This is a genomic window from Pseudonocardia sp. (assembly GCF_050250275.1).
In the GTDB taxonomy this organism is placed as follows: domain Bacteria; phylum Actinomycetota; class Actinomycetes; order Mycobacteriales; family Pseudonocardiaceae; genus Pseudonocardia.
In genome coordinates, this window is sequence record NZ_JBFWOY010000017.1 from 1 (window position 1) to 21,922 (window position 21,922).

The 21,922-nt window shown below is 74.3% G+C and carries 23 protein-coding genes; 11 read left to right on the plus strand and 12 right to left on the minus strand.

Going from position 1 to position 21,922, the window contains the following annotated elements; genetic code table 11:
• Positions 1–120 precede the first annotated feature (120 nt).
• From AB7F12_RS16400 to AB7F12_RS16420, 5 genes are all read right to left on the minus strand, one after another.
• Positions 121–960: an energy-coupling factor ABC transporter ATP-binding protein gene (locus AB7F12_RS16400; RefSeq protein ID WP_428497995.1), complete on the minus strand. Its 840-nt coding sequence runs from the start codon at positions 958–960 to the stop codon at positions 121–123.
• On the minus strand, positions 957–1,694 hold the full coding sequence (cbiQ, locus tag AB7F12_RS16405) for a cobalt ECF transporter T component CbiQ (protein ID WP_428497994.1): 738 nt from the start codon (positions 1,692–1,694) through the stop codon (positions 957–959). The genes AB7F12_RS16400 and cbiQ overlap by 4 nt, the downstream gene beginning before the upstream one ends.
• Positions 1,694–2,056 (minus strand): energy-coupling factor ABC transporter substrate-binding protein, encoded by a 363-nt coding sequence (locus AB7F12_RS16410; RefSeq protein WP_428497993.1) that lies wholly within the window; start codon positions 2,054–2,056, stop codon positions 1,694–1,696. Before AB7F12_RS16410 ends, cbiQ begins: the two co-directional genes overlap by 1 nt.
• Positions 2,053–2,754, minus strand: coding sequence for an energy-coupling factor ABC transporter permease (locus AB7F12_RS16415; protein WP_428497992.1), 702 nt, complete (start codon positions 2,752–2,754; stop codon positions 2,053–2,055). The genes AB7F12_RS16410 and AB7F12_RS16415 overlap by 4 nt, the downstream gene beginning before the upstream one ends.
• Positions 2,755–2,979: 225 nt before the next feature.
• Positions 2,980–4,035 (minus strand): class I SAM-dependent methyltransferase, encoded by a 1,056-nt coding sequence (locus AB7F12_RS16420; protein WP_428497991.1) that lies wholly within the window; start codon positions 4,033–4,035, stop codon positions 2,980–2,982.
• A 115-nt stretch (positions 4,036–4,150) separates the two neighbouring features.
• Here AB7F12_RS16420 and AB7F12_RS16425 point away from each other — a divergent pair, with 115 nt between their 5' ends.
• Positions 4,151–6,256, plus strand: a complete 2,106-nt coding sequence (locus AB7F12_RS16425; RefSeq protein ID WP_428497990.1) for an alpha/beta fold hydrolase — start codon at positions 4,151–4,153, stop codon at positions 6,254–6,256.
• Here AB7F12_RS16425 and AB7F12_RS16430 read toward each other — a convergent pair.
• Both AB7F12_RS16430 and AB7F12_RS16435 read right to left on the minus strand, forming a co-directional pair.
• Positions 6,253–9,420 (minus strand): ATP-binding protein, encoded by a 3,168-nt coding sequence (locus AB7F12_RS16430; RefSeq protein WP_428497989.1) that lies wholly within the window; start codon positions 9,418–9,420, stop codon positions 6,253–6,255. The two genes, AB7F12_RS16425 and AB7F12_RS16430, sit on opposite strands and share 4 nt — an antisense overlap.
• A 105-nt stretch (positions 9,421–9,525) precedes the next feature.
• Entirely contained in the window at positions 9,526–10,212 is a 687-nt protein-coding gene (locus tag AB7F12_RS16435; RefSeq protein WP_428497988.1) for a phosphatase PAP2 family protein, read from the minus strand.
• Between the two features lie 192 nt (positions 10,213–10,404).
• On the opposite strand from AB7F12_RS16435, the gene AB7F12_RS16440 reads away from it, so the two are divergent.
• Both AB7F12_RS16440 and AB7F12_RS16445 read left to right on the plus strand, forming a co-directional pair.
• A complete protein-coding gene (locus tag AB7F12_RS16440) occupies positions 10,405–10,935 on the plus strand; it encodes an ester cyclase (RefSeq protein ID WP_428497987.1) in 531 nt (176 codons plus the stop codon).
• Positions 10,936–10,942: 7 nt separating this feature from the next.
• A complete protein-coding gene (locus tag AB7F12_RS16445) occupies positions 10,943–11,515 on the plus strand; it encodes a GNAT family N-acetyltransferase (protein ID WP_428497986.1) in 573 nt (190 codons plus the stop codon).
• A gap of 17 nt (positions 11,516–11,532) precedes the next feature.
• On the opposite strand, the gene AB7F12_RS16450 is transcribed toward AB7F12_RS16445, so the two are convergent.
• The gene (locus AB7F12_RS16450; protein ID WP_428497985.1) at positions 11,533–12,780 is read right to left on the minus strand and encodes a cation:proton antiporter; all 1,248 of its coding nucleotides are present in this window, start codon (positions 12,778–12,780) and stop codon (positions 11,533–11,535) included.
• A 79-nt stretch (positions 12,781–12,859) separates the two neighbouring features.
• Between AB7F12_RS16450 and AB7F12_RS16455 the strand changes: the two genes are divergently transcribed.
• From AB7F12_RS16455 to AB7F12_RS16490, 8 genes are all read left to right on the plus strand, one after another.
• Positions 12,860–13,195, plus strand: coding sequence for a VOC family protein (locus AB7F12_RS16455; RefSeq protein ID WP_428497984.1), 336 nt, complete (start codon positions 12,860–12,862; stop codon positions 13,193–13,195).
• 139 nt (positions 13,196–13,334) lie between these two features.
• A complete protein-coding gene (locus AB7F12_RS16460) occupies positions 13,335–14,174 on the plus strand; it encodes a class I SAM-dependent methyltransferase (protein WP_428497983.1) in 840 nt (279 codons plus the stop codon).
• A gap of 130 nt (positions 14,175–14,304) precedes the next feature.
• Complete coding sequence (locus tag AB7F12_RS16465; RefSeq protein ID WP_428497982.1) at positions 14,305–14,724, plus strand: YciI family protein; 420 nt, start codon at positions 14,305–14,307, stop codon at positions 14,722–14,724.
• 3 nt (positions 14,725–14,727) lie between these two features.
• On the plus strand, positions 14,728–16,011 hold the full coding sequence (locus tag AB7F12_RS16470) for an RNA polymerase sigma factor (RefSeq protein ID WP_428497981.1): 1,284 nt from the start codon (positions 14,728–14,730) through the stop codon (positions 16,009–16,011).
• 119 nt (positions 16,012–16,130) lie between these two features.
• The gene (locus AB7F12_RS16475; RefSeq protein ID WP_428497980.1) at positions 16,131–16,778 is read left to right on the plus strand and encodes a trimeric intracellular cation channel family protein; all 648 of its coding nucleotides are present in this window, start codon (positions 16,131–16,133) and stop codon (positions 16,776–16,778) included.
• A gap of 116 nt (positions 16,779–16,894) precedes the next feature.
• Positions 16,895–17,569 (plus strand): trimeric intracellular cation channel family protein, encoded by a 675-nt coding sequence (locus tag AB7F12_RS16480; protein ID WP_428497979.1) that lies wholly within the window; start codon positions 16,895–16,897, stop codon positions 17,567–17,569.
• Between the two features lie 118 nt (positions 17,570–17,687).
• Positions 17,688–17,960 carry a hypothetical protein gene (locus tag AB7F12_RS16485; protein WP_428497978.1) on the plus strand — a complete coding sequence of 91 codons (273 nt, stop codon included), beginning with the start codon at positions 17,688–17,690 and terminating at the stop codon, positions 17,958–17,960.
• Positions 17,961–18,263: 303 nt separating this feature from the next.
• The gene (locus AB7F12_RS16490; RefSeq protein WP_428497977.1) at positions 18,264–19,346 is read left to right on the plus strand and encodes a zinc-binding dehydrogenase; all 1,083 of its coding nucleotides are present in this window, start codon (positions 18,264–18,266) and stop codon (positions 19,344–19,346) included.
• On the opposite strand, the gene AB7F12_RS16495 is transcribed toward AB7F12_RS16490, so the two are convergent.
• From AB7F12_RS16495 to AB7F12_RS16510, 4 genes are all read right to left on the minus strand, one after another.
• The gene (locus AB7F12_RS16495) at positions 19,347–19,559 is read right to left on the minus strand and encodes a helix-turn-helix domain-containing protein (RefSeq protein WP_428497976.1); all 213 of its coding nucleotides are present in this window, start codon (positions 19,557–19,559) and stop codon (positions 19,347–19,349) included. It abuts the gene before it with no gap.
• A gap of 49 nt (positions 19,560–19,608) precedes the next feature.
• Positions 19,609–20,277 (minus strand): MT-A70 family methyltransferase, encoded by a 669-nt coding sequence (locus AB7F12_RS16500; RefSeq protein ID WP_428497975.1) that lies wholly within the window; start codon positions 20,275–20,277, stop codon positions 19,609–19,611.
• 153 nt (positions 20,278–20,430) lie between these two features.
• A complete protein-coding gene (locus AB7F12_RS16505) occupies positions 20,431–21,096 on the minus strand; it encodes a DUF899 family protein (protein WP_428497974.1) in 666 nt (221 codons plus the stop codon).
• A gap of 157 nt (positions 21,097–21,253) precedes the next feature.
• Entirely contained in the window at positions 21,254–21,847 is a 594-nt protein-coding gene (locus AB7F12_RS16510) for a hypothetical protein (protein WP_428497973.1), read from the minus strand.
• Positions 21,848–21,922: the final 75 nt, after the last annotated feature.

Sequence of the window (21,922 nt, forward strand, 5' to 3'; positions counted from 1 at the left end):
CCGAGCTGAAGAACTGGCGAGTCCTGCGCAAGATCCGGTCCAGCCCGAACACCGCCGACAGGCTCATCGCCGCAGTTCAGACCCTCATGATCGCCAGCGCGTGATCAGGTTGGCAAAGGCTCAGTGCGCGCGTCGGCTCGGCTGCAGGGCCTCGACCGCGGCGTGCAGCTCGGTCGCGGTGAGCGGTGCGGCGTCGGAGCCGAGGGCGCGGAGCAGTTCATGGACCGCCGGGGCCCAGGCCGGCCCCAGCCGCGCCGACCGCAGGAGGCCGACGTCGCCGAGCGCGGCGTCGGCGGTGGTGGTGTGGACGCGTCCGCCCTGCACCACCGCGACCTCCTGCGCCCAGCGGTAGGCGAGGTCGACGTCGTGGGTGGACAACACGATGGTCGTCCCGGCGCGGTGCAGGTCGTCGAGGGTGCCGACGAGCTCCTCGACACCCTCCGGGTCGAGGCCGGCGGTGGGTTCGTCGAGGATCAGGACGCCCGGGCGCATGGCCACCGCCCCGGCGATCGCGACGCGCTTCTTCTGCCCGAACGACAGCAGGTGGGTCGGGCGGTCGGCGAGCTCCGCGACGCCGAGCGCGGTGAGCGCGGCCTCGACACGCTGCTCGACCTCGGCGGCCGGGAGCCCGAGGTTGAGCGGCCCGAAGGAGACGTCCTGGGCGACGTCGGCGGCGAAGAGCTGGTCGTCGGGGTCCTGCAGGACGAGCTGGACGCGTTCGCGCAGCCGGGTCAGGTCGGCGCGTTTGCGCCGCAGCGGTGTGCCGTCGACGATCACGGCGCCCTCGGTGGGTTCGAGCAGTCCGAGCAGCAGCCGGAACAGGGTGGTCTTGCCGCCACCGTTGGGGCCGAGCACGGCGAGGCGGCGGTTCTCGTGGATCTCGAGGTCGGCGCCCGCGAGGACCGGCCGGCCGGGCTCGTAGGAGAAGGCCAGGCCGCGGGCCTGCAGTACCGGGGTCACGGTGCGAGGAGCAGCGTCGAGGCGGCGATGGCGGCGAGCAGTGCGGTCGTCGCGACCAGGAACGGCGCCGAGACCGGCCGGGCGGGGACGAGGACGTGCAGCGATCCGCGGTAGCCGCGCGAGGCGAGGCCCTGTTCGAGGCGGCGGGCCCGGTCGAAGGCGCGGACGAAGACGGCGGCGCCCTGACCGGTGAGGGACCGGAACGTGGTCGGCCAGGTGCGGAAGCCGAGCCGCCCGGCCTGGGCGTCGCGGATGACCCGGACGGATTCCAGGAGCAGGAAGAGCATGCGGTACATCAGCGACGCGATCTCCGTGACGGCCGGTGGGACCCCGAGCTTCTCGAGCCGGGGCAGGAGGTCGGCGAGCGGGGTCGTCGCTGCGAACAGGAGCAGGCACAGCAGGGACGCGACGGCGCGGCCGCCGAGCTCGAGGGCGCGGGACCATCCGGCGGGGTCCCACTGCAGCCACGGGTCGCCGCCGACGGCGACGAGCAGCGGCACCATCCCCGTGACGACGAACCCGAGCGGCACCCGCACGGCCCGCCACAGCACCCGCGGTGCGAGCCCGGCCGGGCCGAGCACCAGTACCAGCGCCGCGACCCCGGTGATCGCCGCGCCCGGCCACGTGGGCAGGGCGACGGCGAGCACGAGCAGGCCCAGCGACAGCAGGGCCTTCTCGCCGGGATGGCGGGTGCGCCAGCGGTTGGTGTAGGCGGCCGCGTCGAGCGGCAGCATCAGGCGTCGCGGGTGTCGACCGGCTGTGGACGGTCGGGGTCACCCGTGGGTGCTGTGGCCGCCGCGGCGGCGGCCGCTTCCCGGGCGAAGCGCCGCTTCGTGCGGGCCACGCCGAAGTAATAGCAGACCACGCCGGCGCCGATCGCCGCCTGGAGCGCGAACAGACCCGACTCGATCTCGCCCGACGGCGGCTCGTACAGGGAGCTGAACCACGGCTCGTAGTCCGGGTGCGACTCGGTGATCACGCCCTCGGCGAGCCCGTCGGCACCGCTGTACTCGCCCTCGATGAACAGCACCGGGATCGCGGCGAGGGCCAGCACGGCCACGACGATGAGCCAGTTGAGCAGCGTCGACCGCTTCACGCGCCGACCTCCTTCGTCGCGGCGGGGGTGGCGGACGCGGCGGGCAGGATGCGCAGGCGGCGCAGCTCGTCGGGGCTGATCCGGACGAGCAGCCGGACGACGAGCAGCGTCAGGAGACCCTCGCTGATCGCGAGCGGGATCTGGGTGATGGCGAAGATGGACCCGAACTTGACCACGGCGCCGCCGATGCCGGACGCGGCGTCGGGGAAGGCCAGCGCGAGCTGGACGCTCGTCACGCAGTAGGTGGCGAGGTCGCCGAGCGCCGCGGCCAGGAAGACGCCGAGGCCGAGGCCGCCGCCGAGGCTGCGGGTCAGCCGGTAGACGCCGTAGGCGACCCACGGGCCGATGATGGCCATCGAGAAGACGTTGGCGCCCAGCGTCGTCAGCCCGCCGTGGGCGAGCAGCACGGCTTGGAAGAACAGCACGATCGTCCCGAGCAACGCCATGACCGGTGGTCGGAACAGGACCGCCCCGAGGCCGGTACCGGTGGGGTGCGAGCAGGAGCCGGTGACCGACGGGATCTTCAGTGCCGAGAGGACGAAGCTGAACGCTCCGGCCGCACCGAGCAGTAGCTTCGTCTCGGGCTCCTCGCGGACCTGGCGGACCACGGCACGGGCACCGTGGATGACGAACGGTGCTGCTGCCACCCCCCAGGCCGCTGCGTGCAGCGGCGGCAGGTAACCCTCGGCGATGTGCACTACTGGTCTCCCTACGGCAGGCACGGACGGCGGGGAACGTAAGGCGCCACACCTGCCGAGGTCAATACTTGACTATATGGTCAATCGTGTGGTGTCAGGCCTCTCCGTGGCCGCCCGCGCGGCCCCGCGACGACCCGGCCCCGCGACGACCCGGCCCGGTGACGGCCCACGAGGCGGCGAGGCCCGCCCCGTGGTCCGCCCCCGGCCGGGCCGACCCGGCCGTGATCAGGGACGAGCCTCGAAGACGTTGTTGAACGGGGTCTCGGCCACCCGCCGGAACCGGGTGAACCCTGCGTCCCGCACGACCGCGAGGATCGCGGCCTCGCCCGCCTGGGCCCCGAGCGCGTACCCGCCCGGCTGCGACAGCCCGTTGGGCACGCACAGGAAGCTGGAGAACGAGTAGTAGACCCGGCCGACGGGGTTGAGGTTGCCCTCCACGGTGTCGGCCGCGGCCGGCTCCACGATCATCCAGGTGCCGTCCGGGTCCAGCGCCTCACGGACGTGCCGGGCCGCGCCGACCGGATCGCCCATGTCGTGCAGGCAGTCGAACGTCGTGACCAGGTCGTAGCCGTCGCCGGCGAACGACTGGGCCGGGGCCACCTCGAACGACACCCGGCCGGCGACACCCGCGTCCGCGGCCCGCTTGCGCGCCTGCTCGATCGACCCCGCGTGGTAGTCCGACGCCGCGACCGTCGACCGCGGGTACTCGGCGGCCATCAGGACGCTGGAGGCGCCCAGCCCGCAGCCGACGTCGGCGATCCGCGCACCCGCACCGAGCTTGTCGACGACGCCGTCGAGGGCGGGCAGCCAGCTCCCGACCAGGTTCGCGACGTAGCCGGGCCGGAAGAACAGCTCGCAACCGTCGAAGACGTCGGTGTCATGGGTGTTCCAGCCGACCCCGGCGCCGGTGCGGAACGCCTCGGTGATCCGCGGCTCGGCCTTCAGGGTGCCGAGGGCGAGGACGAACGCACCCGGCAGATAGACGGGGCCGTCGGGGTTCGCGAGGGCGAACTCCTGCTCCTCGGTCATGGTGAACCGGCCGGCGTCCGCGTCGAAGGTGAGGTAGCCGCCGGCCGCCTGCCCCCGTAGCCATTCGGCCAGGTAGCGGGGATGGCAGCCGGTCCGGTCGGCGAGCTCGTCGGCCGTGGCGGGCCCGTCGGCGAGAGCGCGGTAGAGCCCGAGCCGGTGCCCGATCACGACGTTGCCCGCCGCCATCGTCGCGCCCAGGTCGCCGGCGAACCGGAAGACGAACTCCATGAGCTTGTCCTGGTCGAGTGCCATCGTCGTGCTCCCTCGCATCGGTGTCGTGTGCCCAGGAGCGTCCGGACGGTGGTTGCGCCGGGATTGCAATGGGCCTGCAATGGCCGCGCCGACACTGTCGCGGGGAGGTGGGGCGATGCGCGCGCTGCAACCCGACGGCGCGGGCGTCGTCGAGCGGGACGGCCACCGGCTGGGCTTCGAGGTGTTCGGCGAGAAGGCCGACGGTCCGACGATCTTCCTCACCCCGACCTGGGCGCTCGTGGACTCGCGCGTCTGGAAGGCGCAGGTGCCGTTCCTGGCGCGGCACCACCGCGTGGTGACGGCCGACCCGCTCGGCAACGGACGCTCGGACCGCTGCACCGACCCGCAGCGGCACGGCGTCGACGCGCTCGTCGCGGACCTGTTCGCGGTCCTCGACGCCGTCGAGGTCGAGCAGGCGGTCCTGGTGGGCCACTGCTCGGGGGCGTGGCGGTGCGTGATCGCCGCCGCGCGCCGGCCCGAGCGGGTGGCCGGCGTCGTCGCGCTGTGCCCGAACCCGACCGTGCTCGCGCCCGCCCTGCCCGCGCGGTCCGTGTACGACCACACCGAACCGCTCGACACCGACGCCGGATGGGCGAAGGACAACTGGCACTACTGGCGACGGGACCTGCGCGGCTTCGTGGAGTTCTTCGTCGACGAGATGCTCGTCGAGCCGCATTCGACCAAGGTGTGGGAGGACGCCGTCGAGTGGAGCCTCGGCACGTCGGCGGAGGTCCTGATCGCGACGGACCGGGCTCCCGGGGAGCTCGACCTCGCCGGGACGCGGGCGCTCGCACGGTCCGTCGAGTGCCCGGTCCTGGTGATCGTCGCGACCGAGGACCGGTGCGTGCCGCCCGCACGCGGCGAACGGCTCGCCGAGCTCGTCGACGCCGAGGTGCTCGTTCTCGACGGCGCGGGTCACCTACCGATGGCGCGCGAACCGGTCGTGGTGAACACCGCGATCCGTGACTTCGCGGCCCGGTTCGCGCCGGCGCGCCCGGCCCGGCGGTGGGTGCGCCCGCTCGACCGGCCGAAACGGGCCCTCGTGCTGTGCTCGCCGATCGGCCTCGGGCACGTCCGCCGCGACCTCGCGATCGCCGCCGAGCTGCGGCGGGCCCGGCCCGGCCTGCGGATCGACTGGCTCGCCCAGCCGCCCGTGGCCGGTGTCGTCGCCGCGGCGGGGGAGCGCGTGCACCCGGCGAGCGCCTGGCTCGCGGGCGAGTCCGCGCACATCGAGTCCGAGGCCGGTGAGCACGACCTGCGCGTGTTCGAGGCGATCCGCCGGATGGACGAGATCCTCGTCGCCAACTTCATGGTCTTCGCCGACCTGGTACGCGACGAGCCGTACGACCTGTGGATCGCCGACGAGGGCTGGGAGGTCGACCACTTCCTGCACGAGAACCCCGAGCTCAAGACGGCCGCCTACGCCTGGCTGACCGACTTCGTCGGCTGGCTGCCGATGCCCGCCGGCGGGGGCCGGGAGGCCGCCCTCACCGCCGACGCGAACGCGCAGATGCTCGACCAGGTCGCCCGCACACCGCGGCTGCGGGACCGCGCGGTGTTCATCGGCGACCCCGACGACGTCGTCCCGCTCGACTTCGGCCCCGACCTGCCGCCCATCCGCGAATGGACCGCCCGCAACTTCGACTTCGGCGGCTGGGTGAGCGGGTTCGAGCCCGTCACCGACCGCGACGCGCTGCGTGCCGAGCTGGGCTGGGGTGACGACGAGCGGGTCTGCGTGGTGAGCGTCGGCGGCTCCGGGGTGGGCCTGCACCTGCTGCACCGCGCGCTGGCCGCGCACCCGGCGATCGCCCGCGCGATCCCCGGGCTGCGGATGGTCGTCGTCGCGGGGCCGCGGATCGACCCGGCGGCGCTCACCGCGCCGCCGGGCGTCGAGGTCCTCGGGTACGTCCCCGACCTGCACCGGCACCTCGCCGCGTGCGACGTCGCGCTCGTGCAGGGCGGGTTGACGACGACGATGGAGCTGACGGCGTGCGGGCGCCCCTTCGTCCACGTGCCGGTGCAGAACCACTTCGAACAGAACATCCACGTCCGGCACCGCCTCGACCGCTACGGCGCCGGGCGCTGCCTCGACTACGCCGACACCGGTCCCGAGCAGCTCGCGACCGCGCTGGCCGCCGAGCTCGCCCGCCCGGTCGATCCACCGGCGATCCCGTCGGACGGGGCCCGGCGGGTCGCGCAGCTGCTGGCGGAACTGGTCTAGACGTGCGCGTGCTCGACGACGCGGCGGGCGAGCGGCTCCAGAGCGGTCCAGCCGCCGACGCGGGCCGCGGTCAGCAGCGGGGCGACCGCGGCGAGGGCCCGCCCCGGTTCACCGCGCGCGAGGTGGGCGCGGGCGATCGACAGGTAGGCGTCGCCGCCCCCGAACCACGCGGCACCGGGCGGGGCGTCGACCGAGCCGAGGAGCGCGTCGGCGTCGGCGAGGACGGCCGCCGACCCGCTGGCCTCCGCCAACGGGCCGAGGCAGCGCAGCAGGTGCGCCTCGGCGCCGTTGCTCCCCACCCGCTGCAGCGCCCGGTCCAGTACCTCGACGGCCTCGGCCCGCTCCCCGGCCTCGAGCAACGTCGCACCGAGCACGGCACCCGCGTCGGAGACGAACCACCGGTGCGACAGCGAACCGGCCAGCTCGACGGCGCGTCGTCCGTGGTGCAGCGCCCCCGCGACGTCACCCCGCAGGCGCGCGATCCAGCCGAGGTGGGCGACGAACCAGGACTCGTGGACCGGGTGGCCGCTGCGGCGGTTGATCGTCAACGCGTCGTCGATGCGGCGCGTCGCGGTCGACCAGTCCGCCCGCGCCGCCGCCGGGAACGCGGACTCGAACACGCACCACTGCAACAGCTCCAGGTCACCGCAGCGGCGCAGCATCGGTTCGAGCTCGGCCAGCACCGGCCCCAGCTCGGCGAACCGGCCGAGGTAGGTCAGGGCGTTCTTGCGCCCGTCGAGCGCCGCCGCCAGCGCGGCCTCCGACGCCGCCGCCCGCGCCGCCGCCACGGCCCGCTCGCTCGACCGGAGCGCCTCGGCGAAGCGCAGCCGGTTGGTCGAGAGCACCGCCGACCAGCCGAGGAGCTCCGCGGCCACGGCGTCGTCGCCCAGCGACTCGGCGATCGCCAACCCGGCGTCCAACGACTGTGCGCACTCGGCCACCGGCACCCCGATGGCCAGCGACGCGTGCCCGCCCAGCGCCCGCAGCGCGAGCATCTCGCTGCGGCGGTCGCCCGCGTCGCGGGCCGTGGCGAGCGCGGCACGGTCGTCCCCGGCCGCGCGCCGGTACTCCCCGATCGCCTCGCGCACCCGGCCGCGGGCGAGGTAGATGCGGGCGACGTCGGCCATGGCCCGCGCCTGCGCCGCGTGGCCCAGCGCCCGGCTCAGCAGGATCTCGGCGTCGGCCATGGCGCCGCGGCGGGTCGCCTCCGCGGCGGCCGCCTCCAGGGCGCGGGCCGCGCGCCCCCGGTCCTGCACCGCGGCGGCGTGCACCGCGACGGCCTCCGGTGTGCCCACGAGCAGGTCGGCGGCGCGGTGGTGGTGGGCGCGGCGCAGCGGCTCGGGCGTCGTCGCGTACAGGATCTCGTGGAGGAGGTCGTTCGCGAACTCGTAGCGCGACCCGGCGGGCACGAGCAGCCGGGCGGCGACGGCCCGTTCGCACCGCTGCACCGCGACGTGGGTCGCCAGCCCGAGCATCCCCGCGACGACCTCGGGATCGACGCTCGCCCCGACCACCGCGGCGGCGCGCAGGAGGTCCGCGGTGTCGGCCCCCGCGCGGTCGAGCCGGTCGACGACCGCGGACCGCAGCGACGCCGGCACACCGGACGCCCCCGCCCGCAGCCCACCGAGCGTCTCCACGACGAACAACGTGTGCCCGCCGGTCCGGGCCAGGATCGCGTCCGCCATCGGGGCGTGACCTGCCGCGGCGGCGAGCGCACCGACGGCGGCGGCGTCGAGCGGGCCCACCTCGAGCCGGGCCCCGACCGGTTCGAGCAGCGCCAGCACCCCGTCCCCCTCCTCGACGCGCACCGTCGCGACGACCAGCAGCCGGGTGTCCGCGGCGTGCCGGACGAGGAAGTGCACCAGCTCCACGGTCGCGGCCCCGGCGTTCTGCAGGTCGTCGAGCACGAGCAGGACCGGCCGCTCGGTGGCGAGCGCGGCGAGCACGCCGGTCACGGCTTCGAACGTGCGCCGCATCGCGACGTCGGAACTGGTCCGTTCCGCCGCCGGCGGCCCGAGCGCGGGCGCGAGCTGGGGGAACAGGTCGACGAGGGCGGGGGCGTGGATGCCCGCGGCCGCTGCCAGGTCGGACGCCGGCATCCCGGACAACGTCGTGGTCAGCGCATCGACGACCGGCTGCAGGAACAGTGAGCGTTCCGCCGCGTAGCAGCGGGTGAACAGGACCCGCCCACCGGTCGACGCGGAGGTCTCCCGGAGCCGGTCGGCCAGCGTCGTCTTCCCGATCCCGGCCTCCCCGACGAGCAGCACCAGCCCACCCCGCCCGGCCACGGCCGCGCTCCACGCATCGAGGAGGACCCGGGACTCCCGGCCCCGGCCCGTCGGCGGCCGGCCCGTGGAGGGCCTCGTCGGTGGTATCCGGGTCGGTGGTGTCCGGGTCGGTGGTGTCCGGGTCGGTGGGGCCCGCCGCCCGCGGACGAGAGCCAGGTGCAGCTCCCGGGTCTGCGGTGCCGGATCCATCCCGAGGGCCTCCGCGAGGTCGGTCCGCAGCCGGTCGAACACCGCGAGGGCGTGCGCGGGCTCGCCCGACGCCTGGTGGGCGGCCATCGCGAGGCGGGCCGCGGCCTCGTCCAGCGGGTCGTGCGCCAGCGCCGCGGACGCGGCCGCCACCGCTGCGGCGTGGTCCCCGCAGCGCGTCGACGCGTCCGCCGCGGCCAGCCGGGCCGAGCGCAGCAGCAGCTCCGCCTCGGTCCGCGCGGGCGCCGGCCAGTCGGCGTCGGGCTCGTCGACGAGGACCGCGCCCGCCCCCAGCAGCCGCAGCGCCTGCTGCGCCGCGGCGGCGGCGAGACCCGGCTCGGTCGCCGCCCGGGCCGTGGCCTCGGCGACGAACCGGGCCGCGTCGTCGAGGTCGACGCGCACGTCGGGCGGGGTCCCCAGGCGGTACCCGTCCCGCCCGCCCAGCACGACGGAGGCACCCAGCGCCGCACGCAGCCGGCTGACCAGCGTCGCGACGTTCTCGACCGGCCGGGACGGCGGCGTGTCGCCCCAGAGGACGTGCGCCAGCTCGTCGGCGGGAACGGTCCGGGTGCGGTGCACGGCCAGCGCCGCGAGCAGCCTGCGGGCCTTGCGGCTGCCGAGAGCGACATCGGCGGACTCGGGCGACTCCACCCCGAGCCTGCCGACGATCCGCACGACGACGGTGGCCACCGCAGGAGTGTCCCGCCGACCGGCGCCGAGGAGAAGCGGGCAGGTCGGACGCCCGCGGGGCGGGACGGCGGCCCCGATGTGGTGGTGGGCCGGGTGCGGACGGGGCTACGCGGCGGGCCGCCGGCCCCGGCGCGCGTCGGCGAACCCGTCGATCGCCAGGGCGGCGACGATCGTCATGACCACGGCCAGGGAGAAGCCGCCGATCGTGTCGGTCGGGTAGTGCGCGCGCTCGGCGACCAGCCCGACCGCGACCACCACCGCCACGGCGACGCCCGCCAGCGCGCCGACCGCGAGTACCGGCTCGCGGCGGCCCTGCAGCACCGCGGCGACGACGAGCGTGAGGGCCAGCACGAGCGCCGCCGACCCCGCGGTGTGACCGCTGGGGAAGGCCAGGTCCCCTGCGCCGATCGTGCGCCCCACCAGCGCCTTGAGCACCAGTTCGGCGACTCCCGTCAGCCCTGGTCCGGCGACGACGACGGCGGCGGGCCGCCACTGCCGCCGCCACGCGCACCACGCGGCGACGACGACCGCGACGGCCACCACGAACACCGGGTCACCCGCGGCGACAGCGATGTCGGTCCAGCCGTCGGGAAGCACGTGCAGGCCCCTGACCAGGTGTTCGCCCCAGACGTCGAACGCCGTCGGGGCGGACGTGTGCCCCACCAGCAGGGCGAGCAGGCCGAGTACCACCGCGCTGCCTGCGGCGACGACGACCGCGGGCCGGCGCAGGCCCGCCGGGAGCAGCCGGGGGTCGGCGAGGACGGACGACGGTGCCGGGGGCGTGACGATCACACCATCCACGTTATGGAGCGCCCGGAAGTGGATGACCAGCCGAAAGCCAACGCCCGGCAAACGATTCGGCGGCGCCGTCGACCGCACCCGGCGACGGCACGTCAGGCGGCGGGTCCCGGCGTGGGCGGTACTGGTCGTCCGGCGGGCGGGCGAGGAATACTCCGACCGTCGACGCCGCCACCTGGGGAGCCCATGACCGCGAGTTCCACGGACGTCCGGGACCTCCTGCGCCGCATGTTCGACGCCTTGTCGGCGTGCGACGAGGCCGCGCTGGCCGAGGTGATCCATCCCGACGCCACCAACCGGGAAGCCGTCCGCGAGCCCCCCGACTGCCGCGGCCGCGGCCCGGCGGCGTTCGTGGCGACGGCCCGCTGGCTCACCACCGCGCACTCGGGGCTGCGGTGGGAGGTGCGCGAGGTCGTGCAGGACGGCGACCTGGTCGTCGCCCACACGACGATGAGCGGCACGCACACCGGCCCCTTCGTCGTGTACACGGCCGACGGCGCCGTCGAGACGGTGTTCCCGGCGACGGGCCGCGCCTTCGCGGCGCCACAGACGCACTGGCTGCGCCTCGTCGACGGAATGGTGGTCGAGCACTGGGCCAACCGCGACGACATGGGCATGGCGAAACAGCTGGGGTGGGTTCCGCCGCGGGCCACCTACCTGGCGCGGACGGCGCTGGCCACGCGCCGGGCCAGAACCGCGAGCCCGTCGGGCGGATGATGAGCCGGTGATCCGCACCCTCGCCGACCTGCCCTGGCCCGTCACGACCGAACGGCTGTCGCTGCGCCCCGCGACGATCCTCGACGCGGCCGCAGCGTTCGGCTACCGGAGCCTGCCGGAGGTCGGCCGGTGGCTGACCCGGCTGCCCGACGACCTCGGCGCGTGGCAGGTCGGGTTCGCCGAGCGGCTACCCACGGCGATCATGATCGAGGAGAGCGGCGACGTCATCGGCGACCTGTTCCTACGGGTCCAGGACGCGTGGGCCCAGTACGAGGTGAAGGACCGGGCGCAGGCCGCGGAGGCCGAGATCGGCTGGGCGCTCCACCCGCGGTTCGCCGGCCGGGGCTACGCCACCGAGGCGGCCCGTGAGCTGCTGCGGATCTGCTTCGACGAGCTGGGGGTGCGGCGCGTGTTCGCGACGTGCTTCGCGGCCAACGAGCCGTCGTGGCGGCTGATGGAGCGGCTGGGGATGCGGCGCGAGCAGTACTCGGTGGCCGACTCGCTGCACCGCGACGGCCGCTGGCTCGACGGCACGACCTACGCCCTGCTCGCCGACGAGTGGCGGGCCGCCCCCGGCTGAGCTGCGCGGACTCGCGCTCATCGGTCGGCGGTCTGCCCGGGCCCCTCGGTGTCCCCGGCGGCACCGGGTCCGGCCGGACGCTGCGACGCGCGGTCGTACAACCGGATCACCACGCCCGTCGACAGGCCGTGCACGACGATGCTCGCCACGATGGTCACGACGGTGACGGCGAGGACGAAGTCCTTGTCGCCGGGGAGCTCGACGACGGCGAGCATGCCGAACACGAGCGTCGCGATCCCGCGAGGCCCGACCCAGCCGATGGTGAACCGGTCGGGCACCCGCACGTCCGTGCCGACGAGCGACAGCGCGACGGGCAGCAACCGCGCGACGGTCAGCGCGATCAGCGCGTAGACGACGACCTGCCACGTGATAGCGCCGCTCGCGAGCACGTCGTTGACGATGGCCCCGAAGATGAACCACAGCGCCAGCGACAGCATCTCGCCGACGTCCTCGGCGAGGTGCATGGTGGCCGCGGGCAGCCGGCGCGCGGCGGGTTCGAAGAACACCCCGGCGACGAAGGCGGCGACGAACCCGTTACCGGTCAGCAGGATCGCGGTGCCGTAGGCGAGCAGAGGCAGGGCGAGCACCCCGATCCGCAGCGCGGACGGCAGGGTCCACCCGGCGTCGAGGGCCTTCCCGAGCAGGCGCGCGGCGACGGCGCCGACGACCGCGCCGACGACGACCGCCACTGCCAGGGACGGGACGGCGTCGGCCGCGGCCTCGGCGACGCTCTCCTCGCCGTGCGCGGCCGCCCCGGCGATCGCGAGGAGGAAGACGGGGGCGACGAGGCCGTCGTTGAGCCCGCTCTCGACGTTGACGAGGCGGCGTAGCCGGACGGGGACGCGGCGGTCGCGGATGAACACGGCGGCGGGTGCGAGGTCGACGGGGATGACGATCGTGGCGAGCACGGCGAGCAACCACAGCCCGGTGCCGCCGAACAGGGCGATGCCCGCGACCCACATCAGGACCAGCGACAACGGCAGCGCGATGAGCAGCAGCCGCAGCATCACCCGGGGTTCGCGACCGAAGATCCCGCCCGGGACCTCGGTGGCGTCGACGAACAGCAGGAGCGCGAGGATGGCCTCGACGAGATGTTCGCCCGACTCGAAGTCGATCTCGAAGATGAACCACGGATCGGAACCGGCGGTGAGCAGGACACCCGCGAGGAGCAGCGCGAGCGGCATCGTCACGCTGACCCGGGCCAGCCGGCCCGCGATGAGCGCCCACACGAGCAGGATCAGCATGATGACGACGAGCGCGGCCATGCATCCCCCAGTTCGGTCGGTGGTCATCCTCGACGGCCCCGGGGGATCACACAACGACGCGCCGACACGAGGGGGATCGATGGAGCTCTTCGCGGGTGTCGCGGTCAGCGACCTGGAGCGGACCGTCGGCTGGTTCGACCGGCTGCTGGGCGACGTGGAGACGTTCGTACCCGACGACGACGAACACGTGTGGACGATCGCCGAGCACCGACACGTCTACGCCGTCGTCCGGCCCGCCGCGGCAGGACACTCGATCGTGACCCTGTTCGTCGACGACCTCGACGGGTTCGAGGCCGCGGCGGCCGCCCGGGGCGTCGCGCCGGAGTCGCGGGAGACCTACGACAACGGCGTCCGCAAGCTGGTGTTCCGGGACCCGGACGGCAACGAGGTCGGCGTCGGCGGCGGCCCCGCCTGAGGACACCCCACGTCCGAGATGGGGTGCCCCACCCCGGATGTGGGGTGTCGCACCCGACGCGCCGGCCCAGGTCCCGCTCCTAGCGTTCTCGTCATGGAAACCGCCTCCACCAGGCGGAACGTGACGAGGAGACGACACGATGAGCATCACCGCCGACCAGGCCGCCGACCGCGCCGTCAAGGCCAAGCACCGCGCCGTCTGGGCCATGGGGGACTACCCCGAGGTCGCGATCGAGCTGATTCCCGAGCTGGGCCCGATCCTGGTCGAGGCCGCCGGCATCCGCGCCGGGGACCGCGTACTCGACGTCGCCGCGGGTACCGGCAACGTCGCCGTACCCGCCGCGGCGGCAGGCGCGCAGGTGGTCGCGTCGGACCTGACCCCCGAACTGTTCGTCGCGGGCCGCGAGTACGCCGCCCGTCACGGCGTGGCCGTCGACTGGCAGGAGGCCGACGCCGAGAACCTGCCCTACGCCGACGGCTCCTTCGACGTCGTCACGTCGTGCGTCGGCGTCATGTTCGCGCCGAACCACCAGCGCTCCGCCGACGAGCTCGTCCGGGTCTGCCGGCCCGGCGGCACCATCGGCCTGCTGAGCTGGACACCCACCGGGTTCATCGGCGAGCTGTTCCGCACCATGAAGCCCTACGCCCCGCCGCCCCCGCCCGGGGCGCAGCCGCCGCCGCTGTGGGGCGACGAGGCGCACGTCCGCGCCCTGCTCGGCGACCGGGTCACCGACGTGACGACCCGCCGGCGGGTGCTGAGCACCGACCGCTGGGCGACCCCGGAGGAGTGGACGGCGTACTGGAAGACCGTCTACGGCCCGACGATGGCGATCTACAACCACGTCGCCGGCAACGCCGACGACGTCGCCGCCCTCGACGCCGACCTCACCGCCCTGGCCGCCCGCTACGACCGCGGCACCCCCGGCGCCATGGTCCTGGAATGGGAGTACCTGGTGGTGACGGCCCGCCGCAGCCGCTGACCGGGGCGGGGCCCCGGTCGTCGGGACATCGCCCGGAAAAATATCCGAGTGGTTGTCGATGCGGGGCCCGCGCCGTTCGACCTGTGGATGAGAGGGTCCGCGCGGGACCCGACGAACAGGGAGAGCAACCGTGAAGTACATGCTGATCATGCGCGCCGCCGACGAGTCCTGGGCCGCCATGGGCGACGTCGACTTCGACGAGATCATCGCGACGATGGGCCGCTTCAACGACGAGATGATCCGTGCCGGCGTACTGGTGGCCGCCGAGGGCCTGGACGACGCCGCGCAGGGCGTGGTCGTCGACTACTCGTCGCAGCCGCCGGTCGTGTCCGACGGCCCGTACGGGGAGACGAAGGAGCTGTTCGGCGGCTTCTGGATCCTCGACGTCGCCTCGAAGGAGGAGGCGGTCGAGTGGGCCAAGCGGGCCCCGATGCAGGCCCCCGGCATGAAGACCGAGATCCGGCGCGTGACGTCGATCGACGAGTTCCCGCAGGACAACGAGTGGATCCAGAAGGAGCGGGCGTGGCGCGAGGCGACGGGCCAGCTCTGAACCGTGGCGGATGAGACCGGCCGCCAGGCCGTCGCGGCGGTCTGGCGGATCGAGTCGGCGCGGATCGTCGGTGCGCTCGCGCGGTACACCGGCGACTTCGCGCTGGCCGAGGACCTCGCCCAGGAAGCGCTCGCCGAGGCGCTGGTCTCGTGGCCCCGCGACGGGGTGCCGGGCAACCCGGCGGGCTGGTTGCTCACGACGGGCAGGCGGCGCGCGATCGACGCGTTCCGCCGCCGCTCCGCCCGCGACGCGCGCTACGCCGCCCTCGCCCACGGGCTGTCCGAGGGGGGAGCCGTCACCGGAGCGGATGCCGCCGACACCGGGGAGGCCGACGACGTGCTCTGGGACCCCGACCGGATCGACGACGACGTCCTCGCCCTGATGTTCACCGCGTGCCATCCGGTGCTGTCGCGGGAGGCGCAGGTGGCGCTCACCCTGCGCGTCGTCGGCGGCCTGACCAGCGACGAGATCGCCAGGGCGCTGCTGGTGCCGACGGCCACCGTGCAGGCCCGCATCACCCGCGCGAAGAAGACGCTCGGGGCGGCGCGGGTGCCGTTCGCGCTGCCGCCCGCCGACGAGCGCCGCGCCCGTCTCGGGTCGGTGCTCAGCGTCGTCTACCTGATCTTCACCGAGGGCTCCTCCGCCAGCTCGGGAGACGACCTGATCCGCCTCGACCTCGCCGCGGAGGCCCAGCGCCTCGCCCGGATCCTGGCCCGGCTCGTGCCGTCGGAACCGGAGGCCCACGGCCTGCTCGCGCTGCTGGAGCTGACCGCGGCCCGCTTCCCCGCCCGCACCGGCCCCGACGGCGAGCCGGTGCTGCTCGAGGACCAGGACCGTCGCCGCTGGGACCGGTCCGCGATCACCCGTGGCCGGGCCGCGCTGGTGCGCGCAGGCCAGGTCGGGAAGGGGCTGGGGGCCTACGGGGTGCAGGCGGCGATCGCGGAGTGCCATGCCGTCGCCGGCTCCGTCGCCGACACCGACTGGGACCGTGTCGTCGTGCTCTACGAGGCGCTCGGCAGGTTGGCGCCGTCGCCGGTGGTGGAGCTGAACCGGGCCGTGGCCGTGTCGATGGCCCAGGGCCCGGCCGCCGCACTGCTGATCGTCGACGGTCTCGCCGGCGACGACGTGCTGGCCGGCTCGCACCTGCTGCCGACCGTCCGCGGCGAGCTGCTGCGCCGCCTCGGCCGCACCGGCGACGCCCGCCACGAGCTGCGGCGCGCGGCGGCGATGTGCGGCAACGAGCGCGAACGGGAGGTCCTGCGGCGCAAGCTCGCCGACCTGGGCTGAGGGTCGCGTCCCCCGGTCGGTCGACGGCCGTGTGGTCCCCGGATGGGCCGGGCGCCCGAAGGTGTGGCGGCCGCCACGGAGGGAGGGTCGACGCAGCCCACCCCACCGAGGAGCGAGCGATGACCGCCACGACCCTGCGCCCCACCACCGTCGGCGACCGCCCACGGTGGCTCGTCGCCCTCGACCTCGCCGCAGTGCTGCTGCTGTCCGTCGAGGGCGGGATGATGGCCGTCGAGGCCGGGTTCGGGCTGGCCGGTGTCCTCGCCGTCGCGTTCGTGTCGTCGCTGGGCGGCGGCCTGGTCCGCGACCTCGTCGTCCAGCGGCACCCACCCGCCGCGCTCGGCTCCGTCGTCTACCCGGCGACCGCGCTGGGCGGCGGGCTGGTCGCCGCGTTCGCGCACGAGCCGCTCGCCGTCCTGCTGCCCGGCACCCGGGCCCCGTTCGACGCCGCCGCGCTCGGCCTGCTGTGCGTCGCCGGGGCGATCATCGCGCTCGACCGGCACATGTCGACGCTCGGTGCCGTCCTGCTCGGGACGGTGAGCGCCGTCGGCGGGGGAGCGATCCGCGACCTGCTGACCGGCTCCCTGCCCGTGGTGCTGCGCCACGACGTCGGCGCGGTGGCGACCGCCCTCGGCGCGACCGTCACCGTGGCCGCGCTGCGCTGCAACGCCCCGCGGCCGGTGGCGGCGGCGCTGGGTGTCGTGACCTGTGCGGCGTTGTCACTCGTCGCGACGTACCTGGGTTGGCGGCTGCCGCCGTTGACCTGACCTTGCCGATCGGCCGACACGGGCCTCGTCCCCCTCGTGGCCCGGCCGGACGACCGCGCGACAGGGCCGCCGACGAGAAAGTGGGGGACATCCCCGGCACACAGGAGGAATCCACGATGACCGCCGCGACCCTGCGGTCCCTCACCGCGACCCACCACCCCGAGCAGGACGCGGACGCCCCCCCGCTCTGGCTCGTCGGCCTCGACCTGGCGTCGGTGCTGCTGTTCGCCGTCGAAGGCGGGCTGATGGCGGTGTCGGCCGGGTTCGCGCTGGTCGGCATCCTCGCCGTCGCGTTCCTGTCGGCCCTCGGCGGCGGCCTCGTCCGCGACCTGCTCGTCCAACGCCACCCACCGGCGGCGCTCGGCTCGGTCGCCTACCCCGCGGTCGCCCTGGCCGGGGGGCTCGTCGCCGCGTTCGGCCACCACGCGCTCGGCGTCCTGCTGCCCGGTATGCGGACACCGTTCGACGCCGCCGGCCTGGGCATGATGTGCGGCATCGGCGCCGTCGTCGCGCTCGAACGGCACATGTCGTCCCTGGGGGCGATCCTGCTCGGGACGATCAGCGCCGTCGGTGGCGGCGTCGTCCGCGACATCATGACCGGCACCGTCCCCTCCGTGATGCGCCACGACGTCAGCGCGGTCGCCGCCGCCGCGGGGGCGACCGTCACCGTCGTGACCCTGCGGCTCGGGGTCCGCAGCCAGGTCGCCGCGGTGCTCGGCGCGGCCACGTGCGTCGGACTGGCGCTCGCCGCGACCTGTCTGGGCTGGCGGCTGCCGGGGCTGGCCGACTGATCCTGGAAGGGGGGTTCGCCCCCCTCGATACGGGGGCGTACTCGATCCACATCGAGGCGCCAACCGGGCAAAGTTCTTCTCGACGGAGCAACAGCCCGAACCGAGAAGGAGCCCCCAAATGTTCAAGAGCACCTGCCCCTCCAAGTCCTACGACAACGACAAGTGGGACGGCGGCTACGGCGGCAAGAACGACAAGTGGGACGACGACAAGTGGTCCGGCGGCGGCTACGGCGGCAAGGACAAGTGGAACGACTGCGACAGCAAGTACGACAAGTACGAGGACTGCGACGACAAGTACTCGAAGTACGACGACTGCGACAGCAAGTACGACAAGTACGACGACTGCGACGACAAGTACGGCAAGTGCGACGACTGGTCCTACAACAGCTGACACCGCGGAGCTGGACACCGCCGCGGAGCTCGACACCGCCGCCGAGTTCGACACCGCCGCCGAGCTCGACACCGCCGCCGAGTTCGACATCGTGCTGGTCCCGAGGACGGGAGACCAGCCCGGCGTCGAGCTCGGCGGCTCGTGTGTGTTCCCTCGCGCGGGTGCTGCGCCGGCAGACCGTGTCGTCTCGCCGGGGTGGACCGCGAAGAGCCCACGAAGTCATCGGTCCGCGTTGACGCGAAAAAGTCTGATGTTTAGCGTCGGGTGCGGGCCCATCGTCGGACTCGACCGGAAGGACACCTCATGGCCACCGGACGTCTCGCCTACATGCCGAACCCCGGGAGCGTCGAGCTCCGGGAGTACGAGCTTCCGACCCCCCAGCCGGGCGCCCTGCTGATCGAGACCGTCGCCGCCGGCATCTGCGGCTCCGACCTGCACATGTTCGCCGACAAGCACCCGCTCAAGTCGATCGTGCTCGGTCACGAGGTGATCGGCCGCGTCGTCGACCCCTCCACGCGCCCCACCGACTCCGCCGGCGTCGAGCTGGCCCCCGGCGACCTCGTCTCCGTCGTCTACTTCGCGTTCTGCCAGCACTGCCGGCAGTGCCAGGCCGGCCGCACCCACCTGTGCGAGAACTCCTACAACCACTGGATCGCCTCGCCCGACGACTTCCCGCACTTCACCGGCACCTTCGGCACCCACTACTACGTCGGCCGCTTCCAGCACCTGTTCAAGGTGCCCGACAACGTCGACCCCCTGGCCGCGGTCAGCGCGAACTGCGCGCTCGCCCAGGTGTCGGCGGGCATCGACCGCGGCGGCGTCACCGCGGGCGACACCGTCGTCATCCAGGGCGCGGGCGGCCTCGGGCTGTGGGGCGTCGCCGTCGCGAAGGAACGCGGCGCACGCGTGATCGTCGTCGACGCCGTGCAGCGCCGCCTCGACGCCGCCAAGGCCTTCGGCGCCGACGAGACCGTCTCCTTCGCCGACGCCCCCGAGGCCACCGACCGCATCGCCCGGGTCCGCGAGCTCACCGACGGCGGCGCCGACATCGCCCTGGAGCTCACCGGAGTGGGGTCCGCGGTGCCCGAAGGCATCGAGATGGTCCGCCCCGGCGCCACCTACATCGAGATCGGCAACGTCATGCCCGGCGTCGAGATCACCCTCGACATCGGCTCGATGACACGGCGCGCCGTCACCATCCACCCCGTCATCCGCTACCACCAGCGCTACCTCAGGGAGGGCCTCGAGTTCATCTCCCGCAACGTCGGCACGCTGCCCTTCGACCAGCTGGTCGACGCCACCTACCCGCTCGACGACGTGCTGCAGGCGATGGAGGACTCGAAGGCGCGCAAGGTCAACCGCGCGGCTCTGGTGATGCAGCCCTGATCACCGGCGGCGGCCGGCCCCACCCCGGGCCCGGAACGTCACCCCGGCGTCCTCCAACAGCCGGCGCACCCGGCCGATGCTGTAGCCGGTCTCGGCACACAGCTCGCGGACGCTCTTGCCGGTCTCGTACCGCTTGAGCAGCTCGGCGCCGATCGTCGAACGCTGCGCGTCCGACAGGCGCTGGCCGCGCTTGAGGTCCGGAGTCTTGGCCATGGCGCGGATCTTCCACCCGCGACGATGACGGATCCAGTGTTCGGCGAGGTCAGCGGTATGCCGGGTGGACACGTCCGCGTGGAGTGACCTCCGCGTCCGACTCGTTGCCCCAGACGGTCCAGCCCGGGCGCGGATAACGGGCGAACAGCTCCAGGAACGGCCCGGGGGAGCAGTCCTCGATCAGCCCGTACGCCTCGTCGGGCTTGCGGGAGTGCTCACGCTTGCGCGTCTCGATCATGTTGACCTGGCGACGGCCGGGGTCGAGCGTGCGCAGCGTCCCCCGCACCCCGAACAGGATCAGCTCGGTGACGTTGCGGAAGTAGAACCCGACCCCGCGCCCGTCGGGCCCGCCGTCCTTGCGCCGCTTGGCCCACACGATGTTCGACACGTAGCGGTAGCCCCACGCCTCCATCACCGCGAGACCCTCGGGGAGCAGCGCGTTGGGCACCCACAGATACAGGTGCGAGTTCGCGGCGGCGACGTCGGCGACCGGCAACGCCTCGATGTCGGCCGTCGTCATCGTGTCGTAGCGGTCGAGCCGCCGGTGCTCGGGCGCGACCTTGCCCGTCCGGTTCGCGAACCGCCACGGCGGGTCGGCGTACACCGTCGCCCAGCCGCCGTCGACCCGGGGGAGCGCCGCGACCTCGACGGGGCCGGCGTCGCCGACGCGCAGCGGGGCGGCACGATGCCGGCTGGTGGTGGGATCGACGGCCGTCACGGCTCGATTGTCACCGAGATCGGGTGCGCGCGGGGGATGCGGACGCGGCGCGCCCCCGGCGCGCGGCCCCTCCGGCATCCCGGGGGGCCTCGCCCCGAGAGGCTGCGCCACAGCACGCTGCGGCCGACCGGGCCGGGTCACGTGCGGGCCGGGTCACGTGTAGGACAGCTCCGGATACCAGCCCGTGCCCCGGCCCTCCGGGCACAGGTCGAACAGGTTCCACAGCGCGTCGACGGTGTCGGCGTGCCGCGGGTCCTGGCCCGGCTCGGCGTCGGCGTACATCAGCTCCGAGCTCCAGAAGTGCCGGACCACGCCCTGGTCGCGGCGGAACACGTGCAGCATCGGCAGCTGCTGCGCCCCGTCCGGCGTCTCCGCCAGGTAGTCGCGGTTGAACGAGCCCGCCGCCGACGACACGACCCGCAGGGTGCGCCAGCCCCGGGCCCCACGGTGCGCCAGCGCGGTCTCGACCGCCTCCTTCACGACGACGGCCACCGCCACCCGGCGGTCGGAATGGCGGACCACGCCGTCGAGCCCGTCGAGGAACGCCGTGCACGTCGGACACGGCCCCCCGCACTCGTCGGCGGGGAACATCATCGAGTACACGACGAGTGTCGAGTGCCCGCCGAACAGCTCCGACAACCGGATCGGGCCGTCGGCGCCCGCGAACAGGTAGTCCTGCGGGACCTCCCCACCGGGCGGCAGGGCGCGGCGGGCGGCGGCGACCGTCTCGGTCAGCCGCCGCAGCTCCGCCTCCTGTTCCAGGAGCCGGTCACGCGCAGCGCGGTACTCCGGCGACTCGCCGGGAAACGTCACGGGCATCGGAATGCCTCCTTCGGGCCTGATGTGCAGACCGTCCGGAGCCCCCGAACTCATCTGTGAGCCGGCCGCCACCCCGCACACGCCGAACGGCGCGCCCTGCCGCAGGTCACAGCGCTGGGACCTGCGGCGGGACGCGCCGTTCGGGATACGGGACGGGTCAGCTGACCGCGAAGCCCTGGACCTGCGTCGGGTTCTGCGCCAGAGCCGCGACCTGCGCCGGGTCCACCGTGGGCGGGGTCGGCACGACGGCGTTGCTGTTGACGAAGTCGGCCGGGCTGATGGCCGTCGGGTCCGGCAGGCCGGTGCCCTCCGCGTTGACGACCGGGGCGAGCGCCTCGGGGCCGGGCAGCGGGGGCAGCGGCAGGTCGGCCGGGGCCGGCAGCGACGACAGCGCGTCGGTGCCCGGGACCGGGGGGAGCTGCGGGACGCCCGGGAGGGCGCTGTTCACAGCGACGTCGTCGTCCGACGAGTCGTCGGCGTCGTCGGCCGCGGTGTCGACGGTCGGGGCCTCGAACGAGAACGCGGGCGGGAGCGCACCGGCGCCGGGGAGGGCGTCGGTACCGGGGAGCGTGGACAGCGCGTCGGCACCGGGGATCGCGTCCGTGCCGGGGAGGGCGTCGGCGCCGGGGAGCGACGGGAGGGCAGGCAGGGCCGGGGCCGCGAAGGCCGGGGCCGCCAGGCCCGCACCGAGCGCCGCGATGCCCGCGGCGGTCACGGTGGTGCGCAAGGTGCGCCGAGCAAGGCTGCTCATCGCAGGTAAATCCTTCCGATCGGGGGTCTCGGACGTTGCGACGGTGATCTGTCCACCCAACGACACCCCTCTCAT